The sequence below is a fragment of the Paraburkholderia sp. HD33-4 genome (assembly GCF_021390635.1).
Classification (GTDB): domain Bacteria; phylum Pseudomonadota; class Gammaproteobacteria; order Burkholderiales; family Burkholderiaceae; genus Paraburkholderia.
In genome coordinates, this window is sequence record NZ_JAJEJS010000002.1 from 2,364,089 (window position 1) to 2,383,104 (window position 19,016).

At 63.1% G+C, this 19,016-nt stretch carries 15 protein-coding genes; 6 read left to right on the plus strand and 9 right to left on the minus strand.

Annotation, left to right across the window (positions count from 1 at the left end; genetic code table 11):
• Positions 1–45 precede the first annotated feature (45 nt).
• Positions 46–1,254 (minus strand): D-mannonate dehydratase ManD, encoded by a 1,209-nt coding sequence (gene manD / locus L0U84_RS30665; RefSeq protein WP_233855814.1) that lies wholly within the window; start codon positions 1,252–1,254, stop codon positions 46–48.
• 165 nt (positions 1,255–1,419) lie between these two features.
• On the opposite strand from manD, the gene L0U84_RS30670 reads away from it, so the two are divergent.
• Positions 1,420–2,919 (plus strand): mannitol dehydrogenase family protein, encoded by a 1,500-nt coding sequence (locus L0U84_RS30670; protein ID WP_233855815.1) that lies wholly within the window; start codon positions 1,420–1,422, stop codon positions 2,917–2,919.
• 30 nt (positions 2,920–2,949) lie between these two features.
• On the opposite strand, the gene L0U84_RS30675 is transcribed toward L0U84_RS30670, so the two are convergent.
• Both L0U84_RS30675 and L0U84_RS30680 read right to left on the minus strand, forming a co-directional pair.
• On the minus strand, positions 2,950–4,788 hold the full coding sequence (locus L0U84_RS30675) for a diguanylate cyclase domain-containing protein (protein WP_233855816.1): 1,839 nt from the start codon (positions 4,786–4,788) through the stop codon (positions 2,950–2,952).
• Positions 4,788–6,032 carry an ABC transporter substrate-binding protein gene (locus L0U84_RS30680; RefSeq protein ID WP_233855817.1) on the minus strand — a complete coding sequence of 415 codons (1,245 nt, stop codon included), beginning with the start codon at positions 6,030–6,032 and terminating at the stop codon, positions 4,788–4,790. Before L0U84_RS30680 ends, L0U84_RS30675 begins: the two co-directional genes overlap by 1 nt.
• Positions 6,033–6,685: 653 nt before the next feature.
• On the opposite strand from L0U84_RS30680, the gene L0U84_RS30685 reads away from it, so the two are divergent.
• From L0U84_RS30685 to L0U84_RS30695, 3 genes are all read left to right on the plus strand, one after another.
• Positions 6,686–7,468: an ABC transporter substrate-binding protein gene (locus L0U84_RS30685; RefSeq protein WP_233855818.1), complete on the plus strand. Its 783-nt coding sequence runs from the start codon at positions 6,686–6,688 to the stop codon at positions 7,466–7,468.
• Positions 7,469–7,735: 267 nt separating this feature from the next.
• Positions 7,736–8,851, plus strand: coding sequence for a succinylglutamate desuccinylase/aspartoacylase family protein (locus L0U84_RS30690; protein WP_233855819.1), 1,116 nt, complete (start codon positions 7,736–7,738; stop codon positions 8,849–8,851).
• A 325-nt stretch (positions 8,852–9,176) separates the two neighbouring features.
• Complete coding sequence (locus L0U84_RS30695; RefSeq protein WP_233855820.1) at positions 9,177–10,355, plus strand: porin; 1,179 nt, start codon at positions 9,177–9,179, stop codon at positions 10,353–10,355.
• A 94-nt stretch (positions 10,356–10,449) separates the two neighbouring features.
• Here the strand turns inward: L0U84_RS30695 and L0U84_RS30700 are convergent, their stop codons facing one another.
• A complete protein-coding gene (locus L0U84_RS30700; protein WP_233856891.1) occupies positions 10,450–11,355 on the minus strand; it encodes a LysR substrate-binding domain-containing protein in 906 nt (301 codons plus the stop codon).
• A 171-nt stretch (positions 11,356–11,526) separates the two neighbouring features.
• Here L0U84_RS30700 and L0U84_RS30705 point away from each other — a divergent pair, with 171 nt between their 5' ends.
• Positions 11,527–12,834: an MFS transporter gene (locus L0U84_RS30705; RefSeq protein WP_233855821.1), complete on the plus strand. Its 1,308-nt coding sequence runs from the start codon at positions 11,527–11,529 to the stop codon at positions 12,832–12,834.
• Between the two features lie 43 nt (positions 12,835–12,877).
• Positions 12,878–13,930: a serine hydrolase domain-containing protein gene (locus L0U84_RS30710; protein WP_233855822.1), complete on the plus strand. Its 1,053-nt coding sequence runs from the start codon at positions 12,878–12,880 to the stop codon at positions 13,928–13,930.
• Positions 13,931–14,031: 101 nt separating this feature from the next.
• Here the strand turns inward: L0U84_RS30710 and L0U84_RS30715 are convergent, their stop codons facing one another.
• From L0U84_RS30715 to L0U84_RS30735, 5 genes are all read right to left on the minus strand, one after another.
• Positions 14,032–15,765 carry an IlvD/Edd family dehydratase gene (locus L0U84_RS30715; RefSeq protein ID WP_233855823.1) on the minus strand — a complete coding sequence of 578 codons (1,734 nt, stop codon included), beginning with the start codon at positions 15,763–15,765 and terminating at the stop codon, positions 14,032–14,034.
• A 244-nt stretch (positions 15,766–16,009) separates the two neighbouring features.
• On the minus strand, positions 16,010–16,450 hold the full coding sequence (locus tag L0U84_RS30720; RefSeq protein ID WP_233855824.1) for a DUF1801 domain-containing protein: 441 nt from the start codon (positions 16,448–16,450) through the stop codon (positions 16,010–16,012).
• 196 nt (positions 16,451–16,646) lie between these two features.
• Entirely contained in the window at positions 16,647–17,501 is an 855-nt protein-coding gene (locus L0U84_RS30725; RefSeq protein WP_233855825.1) for a CPBP family intramembrane glutamic endopeptidase, read from the minus strand.
• 324 nt (positions 17,502–17,825) lie between these two features.
• A complete protein-coding gene (locus L0U84_RS30730) occupies positions 17,826–18,287 on the minus strand; it encodes a hypothetical protein (protein WP_233855826.1) in 462 nt (153 codons plus the stop codon).
• Positions 18,253–18,840: a lysozyme gene (locus L0U84_RS30735; protein WP_233855827.1), complete on the minus strand. Its 588-nt coding sequence runs from the start codon at positions 18,838–18,840 to the stop codon at positions 18,253–18,255. The genes L0U84_RS30730 and L0U84_RS30735 overlap by 35 nt, the downstream gene beginning before the upstream one ends.
• Between the last annotated feature and the right edge of the window lie 176 nt (positions 18,841–19,016).

Consider the following 19,016-nt stretch of genomic DNA (forward strand, 5'->3'; position numbering starts at 1 on the left):
CGTGATTCTGTTTTTACTGAGCGGGAAGGTTGCGCGTGTGCACGCTCACCAGTTCCACAGCGTGCCGTCTTCGAGACGCGCGACCGGCAGATAAGCCGGGTCGTACGGATAGCGCGCCGCCGCCGCTTCGTCGATATCGACACCATGGCCAGGCGCTTCGCCCGGATGCATCATGCCCTTGTCGAAACTCCATGCATGCGGGAAGACGTCGAGCGCTTCGGCCGGAAAGCCCATGTATTCCTGCACGCCGAAGTTCGGCACCCACAGATCGAAATGCAGCGCGGCACCCATGCAGACCGGCGACAGATCCGACGGACCATGACAGCCCGTTCTCACCTGGTATAACGAAGCGAAGTCCGCGATCCGCCGCAGATGCGTAATGCCGCCCGCGTGCGTGAGCGTGGCGCGGATATAGTCGATCAACTGTTCTTCGATCAGCTGCTTGCAGTCCCAGATGCTGTTGAACACCTCACCGACCGCAATCGGCGTGACGGTATGTTCGCGGATCAGCCTGAAACCGGCCTGGTTTTCGGCGGGTGTCGGGTCTTCCATCCAGAACAGCCGATACGGCTCGACCGCTTTGCCGAGCCGCGCGGCTTCGATCGGCGTCAAACGGTGGTGCACGTCGTGCAGCAGATGCGTGTCGAAGCCGAAGCGCTCACGCACGGCCTCGAACAGTTTCGGCACGAAATCCAGATACTTTTCGGACGACCAGCTCTGCTCCTCAACCGCGCCCTTGGTGGCAGGCTCGTACATGCCGTTGCCTTTGGCGACGCCATACACGGAGCGCATGTTGGGCACGCCGCATTGAATGCGGATGGCCTGGTAGCCGGCCTCGACATGCTCGGCGTAACGGTCGAGCGCTTCGGGAATATCGCGGCCCGTTGCGTGGCCGTACACCATCACGCCTTCGCGCGACGCGCCGCCGAGCAGCTTGTAAAGCGGCATGCCGGTGACCTTGCCGAGGATGTCCCACAAGGCCATGTCGACCGCGGCGATCGCCGTCATCGTGACGGGGCCGCGCCGCCAGTACGCGCCTTTGTAGAGGAATTGCCAGGTGTCCTCGATCCGCGCGGGATCGCGGCCGATCAGCAGCGGGCACACGTGGTCCTTCAGATACGACGCGACCGCCAGTTCGCGGCCGTTCAGCGTGGCATCGCCGATGCCGTGTACGCCCTCGTCGGTGACGATTTTCAGCGTGACGAAATTGCGGCCCGGGCACGTGACGATGACGTCGGCGCGAACGATTTTCATGAGTTGTTCCTGGCAGAAAACGGGGAACCGCGATGACTGGCGAACCTGACATGACGGCATAAAAATCACTGCATCAGCCTGTCTCAAGCTGGTGGAACGATGCTACCATACAAGTATAGTTAATCGTCAAATCAGGGTTTCCCCGCCCCTTCTGGACCACTTTCCATGACTGCCGTCAGCTTCGAGTTGCCGCCAAACTACCTGTCCCGTGATGCGCTGCCTGCACTGCAAGCGCATCTGCTGTCGCCGCAATGGCGCGAGCCGCGCATCGGCATCGTGCATCTGGGGATCGGCAATTTTCATCGCGCGCATCAGGCGCTCTACACGGAAGAAGCGATGCTGGCCGCCGGCGGCGACTGGGGCATTTGCGGCGTGACGCTGCAGGGCGACGTCGGCAAACGCGACGCGTTGATGGAGCAACAGGGGCTGTATGGTCTCGTCGAACGCGGGCCCGACGGTGCCAGAGTGACGGTGATCCGCGCGCTGCGCGAAGTGCTGGCGATGCCCGCCGACGCAACCGCGCTGTTCGCGCGGCTTGCGGACCCGCTGGTGCGGATCGTCTCGCTGACCGTCACCGAAAAGGGCTACTGCCGGGATCCGAAGACCGGCGAAGTCGATCTCGACGATGCCGCCATCGAGCGGGATCTCGCTGATCCACTCGCGCCGCGCACAGTGCCGGGCATCCTCACCGCGGCGTTGCGCGCACGGCGCGACACCGCCAACGGGCAGCCCTTCACGGTGCTGTCGTGCGACAACCTTTCGCACAACGGCGCCGCGCTGCGCCAGGTGGTGTGCTCGTTCGCCCGGCAACTCGACGCCGGGCTCGCCGACTGGATCGCCGCGCAAGTCGCGTTTCCGTCGACGATGGTCGATCGCATCGTCCCCGCCACCACCGACGCCGAGCGCGTCACCGCGGCCGAACAACTCGGCTACCGCGACGCCGCCCCGGTGCCTTGCGAGCCGTTCAGGCAATGGGTGATCGAAGATCGATTTACGCAGGGCCGTCCCGCGTGGGAAGCGGTCGGCGCGCAACTCGTCGACGATGTGATGCCGTTCGAACTCGCGAAGCTGCGCATGCTGAACGGCACGCATTCGACGCTCGCGTACCTGTCGATGCTCGGCGGCTTCGACACGATCGACGCGGCGATCGCCGAGCCCGCACTACGCAATCTGATTCACGCAATGATGACCGACGAGATCGCGCCGACGCTGACCATGCCCGCATCGTTCGACATTGCCGGCTATCGCGACGCTTTACTCGCGCGTTACGCGAACCCGGCACTCAAGCACCGTTGCGCGCAGATCGCGATGGACGGCAGCCAGAAGCTGCCGCCGCGTTTGCTCGCGACCATCGCGGCGCGCATCGAGGCGGGCCAACCGTATCGGCGGCTCGCGCTCGCCGTCGCCGCGTGGATGACGTTCCTGCGCGGCCACGCCGATGACGGCACGCGCTACGAAATCAACGACCCGCTCGCGGCGCGGCTGACGGCGCTGGCGGCGTCCGCGCAAGGCGACACGCAGGCGCTGATGAACGCGCTACTCGGCGTACGTGAAGTGTTCGATGCGAGGCTCGCAGATCACGCGGCATTCCGAACGACGCTCGATGACGCGTTGCGTCTGTTGCGGCAAAAAGGCGCACGCGGCGCAATCGCGGCGTGGCAATAGAAAACGCCCAGCGGCGCGGATAACCGCGCGTCACGCGGTGGGCTCGGCCTCGCGCCCCTCGGTCGCATCGCGCGCGGCGTGCGCCGGGACGAGTTGGTCGTGGGCAAGCCTCGCCTGCTCGGCCTGTTCGTCGAGCCGCGCCGCGAGCAGATCCCGATAGCGCAGATACGCGCAACGGCCGCCCGATTTCGCCGCATACATCGCGGCATCGGCGTTCAGCAGCAGTTCCTCGGCGTTGCCGCTGTCGTGCGGGAACTCGCTGATGCCGATGCTTGCGCCTACCGTCATGCTGTTGCCATCGACGGTCAGCGTTTCGTTCAGCGCATCCATGATGCGCTCGGCGATCGCGGGCGTGACCTCCGCCGCGCGTTGCCCTTCGATCAGCACGATGAATTCGTCGCCGCCGAGCCGCGCGACCACGTCACCGGCACACAGCACGTCCTTCAGCCGGCACGCGACCGCGACCAGCACCTTGTCGCCAACGGAGTGCCCGAACTGATCGTTGATCTGCTTGAAGCGGTCGAGGTCGACGAACAGCACCGCGAGGCCTTCGTCGCGGAACCGCGCCTCGTCGATCGCACCTTCGAGCTTCTGCATGAACAGCATGCGGTTCGGCAAGCCGGTCAGCACGTCGTGCGAGGCCAGATGCACGAGCTCACTCTGCTTGCTGTGCAGCGCATCCATCTGCGCGCGGATTTCGCGCCGCAAACGCTCGAAGCAGCGCGCGAGCACGCCGATTTCGTCGGTGCGCTTGAGCGGCAGGGTGTGCATCGCGTGCTCGGCGAACAGGTGCGTCGCCGCATGCGCGAGCAGATGCAGCGGCTTGGTCAGCGCCCGCGCGAACAGAATTGCCAGCAGCACCGACAATGCGCTGAACACCAGCACCATGCGAATGATCCGCGAGCCGAGCTGATTGGCGCCGGTCAACACGTCCTCGAGCGGCTTTGCGAGACCGAGCACGATGAAGCGGTTGCCCTCCGAATCGCCGAACGGCCGTCGCACGAACGCGAGCACATGGCCGGCCGCCTCGCCGGACCCCATGAGACCGTTGACGAGCACTTCGCTATGGCGTTGCTCGAACAGCGGCCTCGTGACCGGGAAGCTGTCCTGCATCAGCACGCGTCGGCCGCGGTCGAAGCCGAAGGTTTTCGTCGCGTCGGGATGCACCAGGAAATCGCCCCACTCGTTCGCCAGATAAACCTGGTAGTCGCTCGGCAGATCGCTCTGCAAACGCCGCAACATGCCGGCCAGATCGATGTCGATCACGACGACGCCGACCACCGTGCCGCGCTCATCCGCGATCGGCGTGCCGAGGCGCAGCGTCGGCTTGCCTTGCGCCGCATGCGTGCCGTACTCGTGATTGACCGAAATCGGCGACGTGTAGATGCGGCCCGGCGAGAACGCGAGGGTTTCGAATACATAGGGGAACTGAGCTTTTTCCTGCAGATCGCCACCCTGTACGCGCACGAGGCCGTCGCCGTCGCGATCGAAGCGGATCAGCTCGAGCCCGTGATGCTGCCGGGTGATCAGCCGCACCTGCAGATACTCCGGGTGATGCAGCATGAAGCTCGAATACACCTGCGCGAGCCGCTCGCGGCCGAGGTTCGGGCCGAGGCCGTCGTCGGTCTGCGCGACGCTCACCGACGACGGCATCGTGGCGAGCACGAGCGCGTCCGCCGCGACGTCGTCGATCGATACCGCGATGCGCTGGCCGAGCAGCTCCGTCGAAGTCTGCAGGCTGTGCTCGGCTTCGTTGACCAGCATCGTGCGATTCGCGCGATACGCGTAATAGCCGGTCGCGCCCGACGCCAGCACGCCGATGCACGCGAGCAGAACGGACAGCTTGAAGGTCAGGCCGCGATGCAGCATCAGAAGCGCTCCGAACGGTCGCCCGACACGATGCGCGCCCACAGTTGCTCGCGGCGGTCGATATCCTCGACCGGACTGATCCAGACGATGTGTGCGTTGGCACTGCCTTCGGCCGGCTCGCTCAGCGTATTCGCGAGCCCCTGGCGCTGTGTCAGCAACGCGCTCACGCTCGGCTCGAGCATGTAGTTGATCCACGCGAGCGCGAGCGGCTGGTCACTCGCCGCGCGCGTCATCGACCAGCAATCGAGCCATGCGAGCGCGCCTTCGTCCGGAATCACATAGCCGACATCGGCGCCCGCGCGGCGCAGCAACTGCACCTGCTGCGTGCCGTAGTTGCCGAACATCAGCGCGACCTTGTGCTGGATGAAGAACGCGGTCGCCTCCTCGGGCAGCGTGTAGTAGGTCAGCAGGTTGCGGCGCAGATCGACGAGCTTGTGCGCGATCGTGCGCATCTGCGCGGAGTCGAGTTGAAACGGATGCGGGTAACCGAGCGCGAGCGCGGTGAACGAGAAGTTGTGCTGCGCGCTATTGAAGTCGAGCACCTTGCCGCGATAGCGCGGGTTCCATAGTTCGAGCATCGAATGCGGCGCCACCGGAATCTGCTGGCGATCGTAGATGAGTCCCATCGACGAATAGGTGAACGGAATCGCATACACCTTGCCCGCCGACGTCAGGCCGTCGATCGAGCCGAGCGCCTGGAAACGCGGCAACTGCTTCTTCGTATTCGGCAGGCTCGCGAGATCGAGCGGCGCGAGCAGGTTCGCCTGCCTGTAGCGGCGAATTTCGGCGGTGTTGGCGGCGAGCACATCGAACGGCGGAGAGCCCTTGGTGTGCATCTGCGCCCACAGCGCTTCGTCGGAATCGACGAGCGTGACCTCGACCTTCGCGCCATAGCGCGTTTCGAACGCCTTCACGACGTCCGGGTCCGCGTAGCCGGGCCATGCCAGCACGTGCAGCACTTTATCGGCGGCCGAGGCGGGCGTCGCCGCGCCAAAGCCCGCGCACAGCAATGCGCCTGTCAGAACGAGAACGCGCGAGACGCGAGGTAAAAACCCGGGCAAACCGTCGCGGCAAAATCCGGATGTGCCAATCGATGAAAATCCCGATGTAACGCCCGACAAAAAACCGCCAAAAAAACGGCGCCGCAATAATGCCGCGCGAGCACTCGCGCCGACGCTCGCGATTCGTCGCTTAAAAGTCTGTTTACAACAGCCTGTTTGATCCGCCGTGAACATCGTGTGCATGAATAACACCGTTGAGCAGAAAGGCCTTTTGAGCGAGCGCAAACGCGCGGCATTTGAATCTTGACGTCATGTCCGACGACATGCCCCAGAGCGATCCCCGCCTGCGCGGGCGCTCGGCGTCCAGCGCAGGGAGCACTGATGATAGCGCCAAAGCCTTCGTTTTTGCAGCGGTTCGAAACGGCGGCGAAAAAATATCGGGCGCTGGTAATAACGTGTAAGGAGAAGGTCTCGACGCCGCTGTTAATTAACGGCAAATTCAACCGCGGACTTTAACGATTCGTCTACGTTTCAAACTCGTGTTTCAAACCCGTTTTCGGTGAACTCGCCAGAAAATCGTCGTAAATCCCGGTCGATTACGCTCGCCCGCCGACCGTATTACCGCTCTCGCATTACACCCGCGTTAAGCAACGCGCACCAACGGTGTACGATCCGGGCACACCGGCCTAGGCGCAAGCGCTGCTCTAGAGGGTCTCCTCCTGCGCCATCCGGTGTTCTACTAGCTTCCCAATATTTTTGAACTGATAAGCTTGGCGCGCGTTGCAGGCCACTCCGGCTTGCATCCTGACCAGAAGCCCGTTTGCGAGTCGCGCCGGGCGTCCCGAGGCGGCACAACCGTCGAGGGAGTAATTGAACTACACCGAGGAGTAAAAACAGTGAAAAAACTGCTAGCGGCTTTGACGGTTGCTCTGATTGCCACCGTCTCGATTGGCGCACACGCTAAAGATTGGTCGACGATCCGTTTTGGCGTTGATGCCAGCTATCCCCCGTTCGAGTCGAAAGGCTCGGATGGCAAGCTCGTTGGCTTCGATATCGACCTCGGCAACGAAATCTGCAAGCGCGTCGGTGCGAAGTGCGTGTGGGTGGAAAACGACTTCGACGGCATGATCCCGGCACTGAAGGCGAAGAAGTTCGACGGCGTGCTGTCGTCGATGTCGATGACGCCGCAACGCGCCGAGCAGATCGCCTTCTCGTCGAAGCTGTTCAACACGCCGACGCGCCTCGTCGCGAAGCAGGGCTCGGGCATCCTGCCGACCGCTGAATCGCTGAAGGGCAAGACGGTGGGCGTCGAACAGGGCACGATCCAGGAAACCTACGCAAAGACCTACTGGGAACCGGCTGGCGCGAAAGTCGTGCCGTATCAGAACCAGGACCAGGTCTACGCCGACCTGATCTCGGGCCGTCTGGACGCAGCGCTGCAAGACGCGGTGCAGGCTGACCAGGGCTTCCTGCAGACGCCGCGCGGCAAGGGCTTCGCGTTCGTCGGCAAGGATCTCGTCGATCCGAAGATCCTCGGCAACGGCGCCGGCATCGGCATGCGCAAGGAAGACACCGATCTGAAGGCGAAGGTCGACAAGGCGATCGCCGACATGATCAAGGACGGCACCTACAAGAAGATCGAGAAGAAGTACTTCGACTTCGACGTGTACGGCAGCTAAATCGCCCACGCGCGCCGCACGGCGCGCCGGCAGCTTGCCCAAAACGGGCTCCGCGACGCGGAGCCCGTTTTGTTTTTGCGGCTCCACATCCGGCCACATGAAGCCACATCGTGCGGCATATCGGCTAAGATCGTGCGAGACGCGGCGACCAGGAGACAAGTTGCCGCGGTCCGCGCACGCGGACCTCGCGCGCACCCCGCGCGCATCTTTCCCCTTTGCAATCAACCACTAGCGCGGCTGCCCGGAACGGGCCGCGAAGCCAATACCATGCAAACCCAGACCCATCCGCTGATTGCCCCGTCGCTTGGCACCGCCCGCGAACTGACGAGTTTCCACTACGGCCCCGGCGGCGGACAAAAAATCTATATTCAGTCGTCGCTGCACGCGGACGAACTCCCCGGCATGCTGGTGTCGTGGTCGCTGCGCCGCAAGCTGGCCGCGCTCGAAGCCGCGGGCAAGTTGCGCGGCGAAGTCGTGGTCGTGCCGGTGCCGAATCCGATCGGCCTGAACCAGCATCTGCTCGGCCAGATGCTCGGCCGCTTCGAAACCGGCAGCGCGCAGAACTTCAACCGCAATTTCTACGACCTCGCGGAACTCGTGCAGCCGGTCATCGAATCGCGCCTGTCCGGCGACATCGACGCGAACCGCGCCGCGATCCGCGTGGCGATGCGCGAAGCGCTCGACGCGCAGCAGCCCACCACCGAACTCGGCTCGCAACGCCTCGCGCTGCAAAAGCTCTCGTACGACGCCGACGTCGTGCTAGATCTGCATTGCGACTGGGAAGCCGCGATGCACCTGTACACCAATCCGGACTTGTGGCCCGAAGTCGAGCCGCTCGCGCGCTACCTGGACGCGAAGGCGTCGCTGCTCGCGCTGAACTCGGTCGGCAATCCGTTCGACGAGATTCACAGCTTCTGCTGGTCGGATCTGCGCGGCCGTTTCGGCGAGCGCTTCCCGATCCCGAACGGCGGAATCTCGGTCACGATCGAGCTGCGCGGCCAGCGCGACGTGTCGCACGAACTCGCGGAACAGGACGCGCATGCGATCATCGAGTATCTGACCTTGCGCGGCGTGGTCGAAGGCGAGCCGGCGCCGCTGCCGCCGCTCGAATTCGCGGCGACGCCGCTCGCGGGCGCCGAACCGCTCGTCGCGCCGATCAGCGGTGTGCTCGTCCATCGCTGCGAAGTCGGCAAATGGGTGGACGTGGGCCAGGAAATCGCCGACATCGTCGATCCGTTGACGGACCGCGTCGTCACGATCAAAAACACCGTGGCAGGCGTGCTGTACGCGCGGCATCTGACGCGCTTCGCGACGGCCGGCCTCGAATTCGCGCGCATCGCCGGCGCGACACCGTTCCGCAGCGGCTCGTTGCTGAGCAACTGACGCCCAAGCCGCTGCGACCGTCGGTCCCGTCGCAGCCGGCGATGTAACTAAATTTTCACGCATCAGCTGAAATAACGGATCGCCCGCCGCCCGGCGGGCGGTCCGCTGCCGCGCGCCCCGCCTCGCTTCAGGGTCGATCGACCCGCCCGCCACCGATACCCCCGCCCCCGTGCACACGCAAAGTGTCGCGCCGACACGACACCGTGAAAAAAAATTTTCAGTGTCACATACCTTACTCAGCGTTCCCTTAAATTGCCGCCCATCGCGCGACATTGCCGCAGAGCAGCGCGTCGCGATCGCTTAATTCGCTAACCGGAGAAGTACCTTGAACAAGAAAATCCTGACCGCCGCTACGTTTGCCGTCTTCGCCTCCGCCGCTCACGCACAAAGCAGCGTCACGCTGTACGGCCTGATCGACGCGGGTATCAGCTACGTGAACAACTCGAAAACGGCCACCGGCCACAGCAGCCTGACCAAGTACGACGACGGCGTCGCGAACGGCAGCCGTTGGGGCCTGCGTGGCACGGAAGACCTCGGTAACGGCCTGAAAGCGCTGTTCGTGCTGGAAAACGGCTTCAGCAGCGCGAACGGCACCGCCGGCCAGGGCGGCGCAATGTTCGGCCGCCAGGCCTTCGTTGGTCTGTCGCAGAACAACGTCGGCTCGCTGACGTTCGGCCGCCAGTACTCGTTCTCGACCGATTACCTCGGCTCCAACTACGCAACCGGCGGTCTGACCGTCGCGGGTAACTACGCGTACCACATCAACGACGTCGACCAGCTCACGTCGAGCCGTATCAACAACTCGGTCAAGTTCAGCAGCGCGAACTTTTCTGGCCTGACCTTCGGCGCGATGTACGGCTTCTCGAACACGGCTGGCGGTTTCGCCGGCACGCCGGCTACGGGCACGGCCGCTGCCCCGGTCGCAGGTTCGTCGCGCGCTTACAGCTTCGGCGCGAACTACGCGAACGGCCCGTTCGGTATCGGCGCGGCGTACACGGACATCCGTTACCCGGGCCAGGCATCGCCGGCCTTCTCGACTTCGCTGGCTAACGTCAGCTTCCCGACGGTCGGCAACGGCCAGATCCAGGATCTGCGCACGGTCGGCGTCGGCGGCCGCTACGCTTTCGGTCCGGCAACGCTGTGGGCCCTGTACACGAACACGCGCCTCGCCCCGATCTCGGGTGAGTCGACCACGTACGCCGCGTACGAAGCAGGTGCGAAGTACGCATTCACGCCGGCTATCACGGCAGGCGCGGGCTACACGTACATGCACCTGAGCGGCGCGAACGTCGGTCACTGGAACCAGGTGAACCTGAGCGGCGACTACGCGTTGTCGAAGCGCACGGACGTGTACGTTCTGGGCATCTATCAGATCGCGTCGGGCCGTAACGGCACGCAGGATCTGCAGGCACAGATCGGTTCGAGCACGAGCTACTTCAGCACGTCGGGCGTCGGTGCCGACAACCAGCTGGCGTTCCGTGTCGGTCTGCGTCACAAGTTCTAAGCAGACGGTTCGCGGTGGGGAACACGTGTGTTCCCTGCCTGGTTGAATCGAAGGAAAGCGCCCTACGGGGCGCTTTTTCTTTGGCGGCGCGAAATCAGTCGAGCAAGGCCGGATTCTCGATCGCGCCCATCAGCAATTCGACGAACGCCTGTATCACTCGCGGTAACGTGCGCCCCGCCATCGTCTGCACCTGCAACGTGCGCTGATGAAGCTCGGCATTGCTGATCGGTATCACGGCGAAGCCATCCGGTTCGAGTCTGCCGCGCACGGTCAGCAAACCGGTGATCGTGACCGCGTCGGTTTGCAGCACGAAACTGTGCAGCGCCGCATGATAGTTGCTGACGAACACCGGATCGAACACGAGCCCTTCGAGACTGCATGCGATATCGAATAGCTGGCGGATCGTCACGCCCGGTCCGTTGATCGCGAGCGGCCACGGCAGCAGATCGGCAAGCGACACCGAATCGCGTGTTCCCAGCGGATGATCGCGCCGCACCAGCGCGAAGATCGGCGCGCGCTGCGAATACAGCACGTTGATGTCCTGTTCGGGCGCCATGCTGAAGCACACCGCGACATCGGCGGTGCCGTCGCGCACGCGCTGCGTCGCGACCGACGGCGCCGATACGTCGAGCTGAAAATGCGTGGCCGGATGCGAGCGCAGAAAACGCGCGAATACCTGCGGCAGAAAGTGCGGCGCGACACCCTCCGAACTCGCGACGCGAATCGTCGCGCGGCCGCCGTTGCTCAGGCCGCGAATCTCTTCGGCCACGCGCTCCGCGTCGAGCAGGCTGCGCCGCGCGTAATCGGCGAGCAGCCGCCCCGCGTCGCTGAGCACCATCCCGCGCGGCCGCCGCTCGAACAGCGCCGCGCCGACCTCCTCCTCCAGCTTCGCGATCTGCCGGCTCAGCGCCGACACTGCGACATACAGATTCCCCGATGCCTTGCTGAGCGAGCCGCTGCGCACGACCTCGAGAAAGTAGCGCAGCGCGGTGTTATCGATTTGGGTCATCGCCATTCCGCTTTGCCGTTTCGGCAACGATATCTGCCAAATATTGTAATTGTCTATAAATATCGTCCACCCCAAGATCGCGGCACAGGCTTCGAATCCCGCGCCCGCGCCGCCCACACCACGCTGCCGGCGCGCCCCCACACGCCGCCAGAGGACTTCGTCATGAGCATGGACTCCGTCACCACCGCCGACGCGCTCGCGCCGCACACCTCGCGCTCGAACGTATCGCGCTCGAGCGTATCGCGGCTGATTCTCGCGACCTCGATCGGCAACGCGCTGGAGTTCTACGATCTGGTCGTGTACGGCTACTTCGCGGCCGTGCTGTCCCGCACGTTTTTTCCGGTCCATGACCGCACCGTGTCGCTGCTGCTCACGCTCGGCACCTTCGCGCTGTCGTATCTCGCGCGACCGATCGGCGCGCTCGCGCTCGGCTCGTTCAGCGACCGCAAAGGCCGCAAGGCATCGCTGACTTTGTCGATTGCGATGATGACGCTCGGCACCGGCATGATCGCGCTGATGCCGTCGTATGCGACGATCGGCGTGCTCGCGCCGATCGGCGTATTCGCGTCGCGACTGTTGCAGGGATTCTCGGCGGGCGGCGAGTTCGGCAGCTCGACCGCGTTTCTGATCGAACATGCGCCGGAGCGCAAAGGCTTCATGGCGAGCTGGCAGTTTTCCAGCCAGGGCGCGAGCACGCTGCTCGCGTCGCTGTTCGGCGCGGTGTTGACGAGCACGCTGACGACCGAGCAACTCGAAGGCTGGGGCTGGCGCATTCCATTCCTGTTCGGCATGCTGATCGGTCCGGTCGGGCTGTACATTCGCCGTCGTATCGACGAAACGCCGGAGTTCGAGCGCGCGGAAAAATCCGCCGCGCCGGTGCGCGAACTGCTCGCGACGCAAAAGGAACCGGTGCTCGTGTCGATCGGCGCACTCGTGCTGACCACCACGGCCAACTACATGCTGCTCTACATGCCGACCTACGCGGCGCGGCAACTCGGCCTCGCGCCGTCGTCGGGATTCATCGCGACGCTCGCGGCCGGCCTCATCATGATGGTGCTCACGCCGATCGTCGGTCATCTGTCCGACAAGGTGGGGCGCGTGCGCATCATGCTCGGCGCCGGCGTGCTGTTCTTCGCAACCGTCTATCCGGCCTTCATGCTGATGAACGCGCACCCGTCGCTCGGCTCGTTGCTGGCCGCGGTCACGTGGGTCGCGTTGCTGAAGGCTACGTACTTCGCGCCGATTCCGGCCTTGATGTCCGAGCTGTTCCCGACCCGCACGCGCACCACCGGCATGGCGCTCGGCTACAACATCGGCACCACCGTGTTCGGCGGCTTCACGCCGCTCGCCGTCGCCGCGCTGATCGCGGCGACCGGCAACAATCTCGCACCCGGCCTCTATCTGATGCTCGCGGCCGTGCTCAGCCTTTTCACCGTGATGTGGGCACGCGTGCGACTGCACGTACGCTAAGTCTGCGCCTCGCGAGTTTCGTTGAAACGACAGGACCTTATCCATGCAAGACCATTTGCAGCAAGCCGTGCAGTTCTCGGTGGATCATGAATCGCTTTGGGACCGCCACGTGGGTGGCGCGTGGGGTGTGCACGTGAACGACCCGCCGCCATGGAACAGGCTGCTCGGGCCCGTGCATGATCGCGGGCCAGTGTCCGGCGCGATCGCCGTCGACGGCCGCTTGCTGACCAGCTGGGGCGAACCGGATCGCGCCGATCTGACCTTCAGTGTCGCGAAGATGTACCTCGCGTTGCTCGCCGGTGTCGCGCACGATCGCGGCCTGTTGCCAGACGTGGACGAACCGGTGCGCGTGCGTGTGCCCAACATCGGCTTCGACGACGAACACAACGCGCCGATCACCTGGGCGCAACTGCTGCAGCAAACGAGCGAATGGCGCGGCACGTACTTCGGTTTGTCGGATCAGGCGGATCACTACCGCGCGGTCAATTTCGCCGCGCCGCCCGATGGCAAGAAAGGCGACCTGCGTCCGCCGCAACGGCCGGGCAGCTACTGGGAATACAACGACGTCCGCATCAACCAGTTCTCGCTCGCGCTGCTGCATCTGTTTCGTCAGCCGCTGCCCGAGGTGTTCCGCGAAGCGATCATGCGACCAACGGGTGCGAGCGAAAACTGGCAATGGGTCGGCTACGACGACGCGTGGATCGAGATCGACGGGCGACGCATGCAGTCGGTGCCGGGCGGCACGCACTGGGGCGGCGGCATGTCGGTCAGCGCGAACGACCAGTTGAAGGTCGCGCAGATGCTGCTCGACGACGGCGTCGCGAACGGCCGGCGCGTGCTGTCGTCCGAATGGATCGCGCGCATGCGCACGCCGTGCGCGATCGCGCCGTTCTATGGCTACCTCGTGTGGCTCAACACCGGGCGCAAGGTGTTTCCGAACGTGCCGGAGTCGAGCTATTTCGGCGTCGGCGCAGGCAGTTCGTTCACGTGGGTCGAACCGGAGCGGCGCATGACGGTGGTCGTGCGCTGGCTGAATCCGGCCGCGGCGAACGAGTTCTTCGGCCTCGTGCTCGACGCGGTCGACAACCTCGGCTGATAGACACGAACGCTAACCATAAGCGATAAAAAAATGCGGGCGATCCACGAATGCATCGCCCGCATTGTCATGGGCCGAGCCGTTGCCGTTGCAACGGCGCGTCAGTGCGAATGCCGCGGCACCGCGGAACCTCGACACCCAACGAGGAAGTCGAGATCGCAACCCTCATCGGCCTGCAGCACGTGATCGATATACAGGCGCCGGTAGCCGCCACCTGCCGGCGGCTCGGGCGGCACATGCTGCGCGAGCCGGCGCTCGAGTTCCGCATCGCTGATATCGAGGTGCAGCGTGCCCGCGTCGCAATCGAGTTCGATCCAGTCGCCGTCCTGCACCGCGGCGAGCGGGCCGCCGGCCGCCGCTTCCGGGGTCACGTGCAGCACCACGGTGCCGTATGCGGTGCCGCTCATGCGCGCATCGGAAATGCGCACCATGTCTTTCACGCCCTGCTTCAGCAGCTTCGGCGGCAGGCCCATGTTGCCGACCTCGGCCATGCCCGGATAGCCCTTCGGCCCGCAGTTCTTCATCACCAGCACCGAATCCGCATCGACGTCGAGCGTTTCGTCGACGATGCGCGCCTTGTAGTGCTCGAAGTTCTCGAACACGACCGCGCGTCCGCGATGCTTGAGCAACTCGGGTGTCGCCGCCGACGGCTTTAGCACCGCGCCGCGCGGCGCGAGATTGCCGCGCAGCACGCGGATGCCGCCATCGGCGACGAGCGGCCTATCCAGCGGACGGATCACTTCGTCGTTGGTGTTGGGCGCATCTTTCACGTTGTCCCATAGCGACTTGCCGTTGACCGTCAACGCGTCCGGATGCGGCAGCAGGTTCGCCTCACCGAGCCGGCGCAGCACCGCGGGCAGGCCCCCCGCGTAATAGAACTCTTCCATCAGGAAACGGCCCGACGGCATCAGGTCGACGATCGTCGGCGTGTCGCGGCCGATGCGCACCCAGTCGTCGAGTTCGAGATCGATACCGATGCGCCCCGCGATCGCCTTCAGGTGAATCACCGCATTGGTCGAACCGCCGATCGCCGCATTGACGCGGATCGCGTTCGTGAACGCCTCGCGTGTGAGGATCTTCGACAGCTTCAGGTCTTCGAGCGCCATCTCGACGATGCGGATGCCCGACATGTGCGCGAGCACGTAGCGGCGCGAGTCGACCGCGGGAATCGCCGCGTTGTGCGGCAGCGACGTGCCGAGCGCCTCGGCCATGCAGGCCATCGTCGACGCGGTGCCCATCGTGTTGCAGGTGCCCGCCGAGCGCGACATGCCCGCCTCGGCCGACAGAAACTGATGCAGATCGATCTCGCCGGCCTTCAGCGATTCGTGCAGTTGCCACACCGCGGTGCCCGAGCCGATGTTCCTGCCGTCGAGCTTGCCGTTCAGCATCGGGCCGCCGGTCACGACGATCGCCGGCACGTCGCAACTCGCCGCGCCCATCAGCAGCGCGGGGGTCGTCTTGTCGCAGCCGGTCAGCAACACGACCGCGTCGATCGGATTGCCGCGGATCGCCTCCTCGACGTCCATCGCCGCGAGATTGCGCGTGAGCATCGCGGTTGGACGCAGATTCGATTCGCCGTTCGAAAACACCGGGAACTCGACCGGGAAGCCACCCGCTTCGTAGACACCGCGCTTCACGTGCTCGGCGAGCTTGCGAAAGTGCGCGTTGCACGGCGTCAGCTCGGACCACGTGTTGCAGATACCAATCACGGGACGCCCGTCGAACTCGTGATCGGGAATGCCCTGATTCTTCATCCAGCTTCGATACATGAAGCCGTTCTTGTCAGCCGTACCGAACCACTCGGCCGAGCGCAATTTCCGCTTTTTTTCCGACATGCTAGGTCCTTGATGCATGTGCCGGGACCCTCACCGGCCAATTTGACTGAAGCGGCCCGCCCGGCGCTACGGCGCAGGGTTGCCGCTCAGCGTGCAGGGATGGTGAAGTGTACGGACCGGGTTGATATCTTTCCAATTATATTTTGGGCGATATCGATATCAGTTCTGGTATCGATCGACGGCGGCTGGTGGCGTGGCGCGGCTGACGCGGCAATCCGGGCGAGCCGACCGTGCCGTGCCGGCTTCAGGCCTCGCCGGTATTCGCCTCGCCGGCTGCCTTTTTACCGCTGGCTTTCGGTTGCGCGGAGCGGGCGTTCTTCTTCAGATGGCTGCGGTTGTAGTCGATCGCGGCGCGCACCAGCGCTTTCAGTGCGCGCTCGTCGACCTTGTCGCCCTCGAGAAAGTCGATCGCGCGCCGCGCGTTGCCTTCGAGGCCCGCGTTGAACAAACCGTGCGGGTCGGCCAGGCCAGCCCCGTGCGCGAAGGTCAGCTTGACCTTGCCTTTATGCGCGTTGGCGACCGCGATCATGCCGTCGCACGACCAGACCGGGCTACCCATCCACTTGAACTCTTCCACGATATGCGGGTCCGCCGCGAGCACGCATTGACGGATGCGAGCAAAGATTGCGCCGCGCCAGTCGGGGACCCCTGCGATCAATTCGTCGATACGTTCGGATGCGTTCATTGGGGTGAGGCCCTCGCAATCTGGGAAACGAAGCGGTTGAACCGAGAGGATAGGATGCCGTATCGATTTGCCCATTGTAATCCCGCGTCGAATTCATGGCTGGCGCACGGCCGATCCACGAGCGAGCTCAAAACGATGACGCGATATCAAACATCGAACGCACCTCGATACTGCTCGTTCGCGTTCGCGCGTCGCTTCATAGTTTGCCCGCAGGCTGCAGCATCGGATACGTGAAGAAGAAAAAGTGGAACACGTTCAGCCCGAAATGAGCAAGCACAGCCGCGGACAATCCGCCGAATCGATATGCGAGTCCATAGCCGATGCCGGCCACGCTTCCGAGCACGATCCACTGCCAGCCGCCCGCGCTATGTGCGAGGCCGAACAGCGCGGCCGCCACGCAGAGTGCAAACATGTCCGCCCTTTTCCAGCGCGCGAAGAGCCGCGTGAGACCGCCTTGCAGATAGCCGCGAAACAAGGCTTCCTCGGTCAGCGTGACGAGAAACAGATTGTTCGCCAACCACAACGCACTGTCGGCGGGCCGCTTCGGTGCCCATCCCACGAGTCCCAGCAACAACGCCACGGCCATGCAAGCCGCAACCGTGATCAGCCAACCAGCGAGACCGGCGAGCAACGAAGTACGCAGCGCGTGCCGCGGCCGGAGCCACTGCAACGCAAGCAACAGCCAGAAGCCGATCAGCGGCTTGTCGAAATTGAGGTACATCGTGAAGGGCACGGCATCCGGCGTGAAACGCACGGGGCCGATCACGCGCGGGTTGTGAAAGCCTGGCAGCCAATGCATGCTGAGCGCAATCGCGACCACGACGAACAGCAGATGACCAGCGTATCGAACGTAGCGTTGACGATCCGGCGACACCGAGTACGCGGCCACGCCAAGCAGCGCAATAGCGACGCTTGCCAATGGACTGAGTTGCCCGCTCGCCAACGCAGTGCCGTATCCGATCGCGAGCAAGCCGAGGCCGAGCCAGCGAAACGTGGTGGTCCACGTCGCCGGTGCGGCGAGGAAGATCGCGATCCATGGAAATGCAAACATAGATAGGCTGGAAGGTGGGATTGGTGGTGATTGCCGTCGTTGCGAGCGAGCGTGACTTTAGCATTCCATCAACCCCGACTTCCGAGTGGGACTGGGCGCCACGGAACTAGCAGCCGTCTTGGCTCGTTAGTCGATCACCCGGACAGAAATGCTCTTCTACCGGATATGGGGCGGCTTGCGGGTTGTCGGTGGAGTCTCCGACGCGTACCGCCAAGGCCTGCTGTTCGCTCATAAGCGTCAGGTGCAGAGACAGGCGCGCTTATCGCACCAACGAAATGCCCCGCTGAAGCAGCGACTGTTACATTCCTAACAAATGTGGCGCCGTCATTCGCCCGTTTTTATTGAATAGAGATCATGCAGAAAATTATTCTGCTGTTTCCGAATCGAATAGTGACAGCGCGCCCCCATGACATCGTACATATCCACATGTGTTTTAGGAGGCGCCTCAATATTCCAATCATACGCCAGTTTAGAGGTTAGATCGCAAGCCTTTACCGATTCATCTTGTGCGCGCATGTACCGGCCAAGCTCAACCTTACTCGCGCTTTTGATACCATGCGCTGATTTAATTGAATCCGCCAGTTTCTTATTGTCAATTTCAAGGGATTCCGCATGATGCTCATAACACTCAAAATCTCCAAATCCGCCGCGCCCCAGGTATTGCATGCAATTCGAATCGTTGATAACTTCATCGGCAAATATCGACTGAAAACTACAAAGCGCTATCACTAGCAAAAGGCACTTCCGATATTTATTCAATGTCAATACCCCTGCCATGTCGAGCATCATAATTTCCTGTTCCAAATAGCCGCGCTTCAAGGGCGCGTCGCCATTCGATCCCACGGGCGCGATAGGTGCGAATATAAACCGGCAACACGGAATAATCCCCTGTGTTGACCTTATCGACCAGTTCTGCAATACCCGCTCCTGGGCCCGCATTGTATGCCATACTTACCAGGGCATCATATTCGTATTGATGTAGGGACACACCCACACGACGATTAATCGCAGACTCACATTCGGCAAAATTTTTTCTTGTAAACTCACGCGCACGTTCTACGGAAATCGTATCACCGACATGCAAGTGATCTGATGGCATCACCTTATGACCGAACGCCACTGTAGGATACCCCTTGCTATCAACGTAAACTTTCAGAATCATTCCATCTACAACGGGCATGCCCATATAGGCGCCGTTCAAAACACCGCTTTCGCATACAGCCATAAAGCGAAGTCCATCATCGGATATATTCCACGGCTTGCCGTGTCGGTCACAGCCAGCCTCTATACACGAATTTGGATTTACGTTTGTTATTGCTGCTGCGAGTGCTTCAGGCATTATGTCTCCAGTTTTCGACCAGGATAAACGCGTATGGATTGCGCGCCTTTTGTTTAATACTGTTCAGTGCGTCTCCGTGAATTGATTACGCCGTGTCTCAATTCGCCCGTGGGCATGCGAACTGTGTAATGCGTGTGCGCCAGCGCCTTTCCCATGCCGTCGAGAAGCTTGAATTG

Bases quoted from the DNA above. Each gene is read 5' to 3' on its own strand.
- manD (WP_233855814.1), bottom strand. From the start codon at position 1,254: ATGAAAATCGTTCGCGCCGACGTCATCGTCACGTGCCCGGGCCGCAAT.
- L0U84_RS30670 (WP_233855815.1), top strand. From the start codon at position 1,420: ATGACTGCCGTCAGCTTCGAGTTGCCGCCAAACTACCTGTCCCGTGAT.
- L0U84_RS30675 (WP_233855816.1), bottom strand. From the start codon at position 4,788: ATGCTGCATCGCGGCCTGACCTTCAAGCTGTCCGTTCTGCTCGCGTGC.
- L0U84_RS30680 (WP_233855817.1), bottom strand. From the start codon at position 6,032: ATGCACACGATGTTCACGGCGGATCAAACAGGCTGTTGTAAACAGACT.
- L0U84_RS30690 (WP_233855819.1), top strand. From the start codon at position 7,736: ATGCAAACCCAGACCCATCCGCTGATTGCCCCGTCGCTTGGCACCGCC.
- L0U84_RS30705 (WP_233855821.1), top strand. From the start codon at position 11,527: ATGAGCATGGACTCCGTCACCACCGCCGACGCGCTCGCGCCGCACACC.
- L0U84_RS30710 (WP_233855822.1), top strand. From the start codon at position 12,878: ATGCAAGACCATTTGCAGCAAGCCGTGCAGTTCTCGGTGGATCATGAA.
- L0U84_RS30715 (WP_233855823.1), bottom strand. From the start codon at position 15,765: ATGTCGGAAAAAAAGCGGAAATTGCGCTCGGCCGAGTGGTTCGGTACG.
- L0U84_RS30720 (WP_233855824.1), bottom strand. From the start codon at position 16,450: ATGAACGCATCCGAACGTATCGACGAATTGATCGCAGGGGTCCCCGAC.
- L0U84_RS30725 (WP_233855825.1), bottom strand. From the start codon at position 17,501: ATGTTTGCATTTCCATGGATCGCGATCTTCCTCGCCGCACCGGCGACG.
- L0U84_RS30730 (WP_233855826.1), bottom strand. From the start codon at position 18,287: ATGCTCGACATGGCAGGGGTATTGACATTGAATAAATATCGGAAGTGC.
- L0U84_RS30735 (WP_233855827.1), bottom strand. From the start codon at position 18,840: ATGCCTGAAGCACTCGCAGCAGCAATAACAAACGTAAATCCAAATTCG.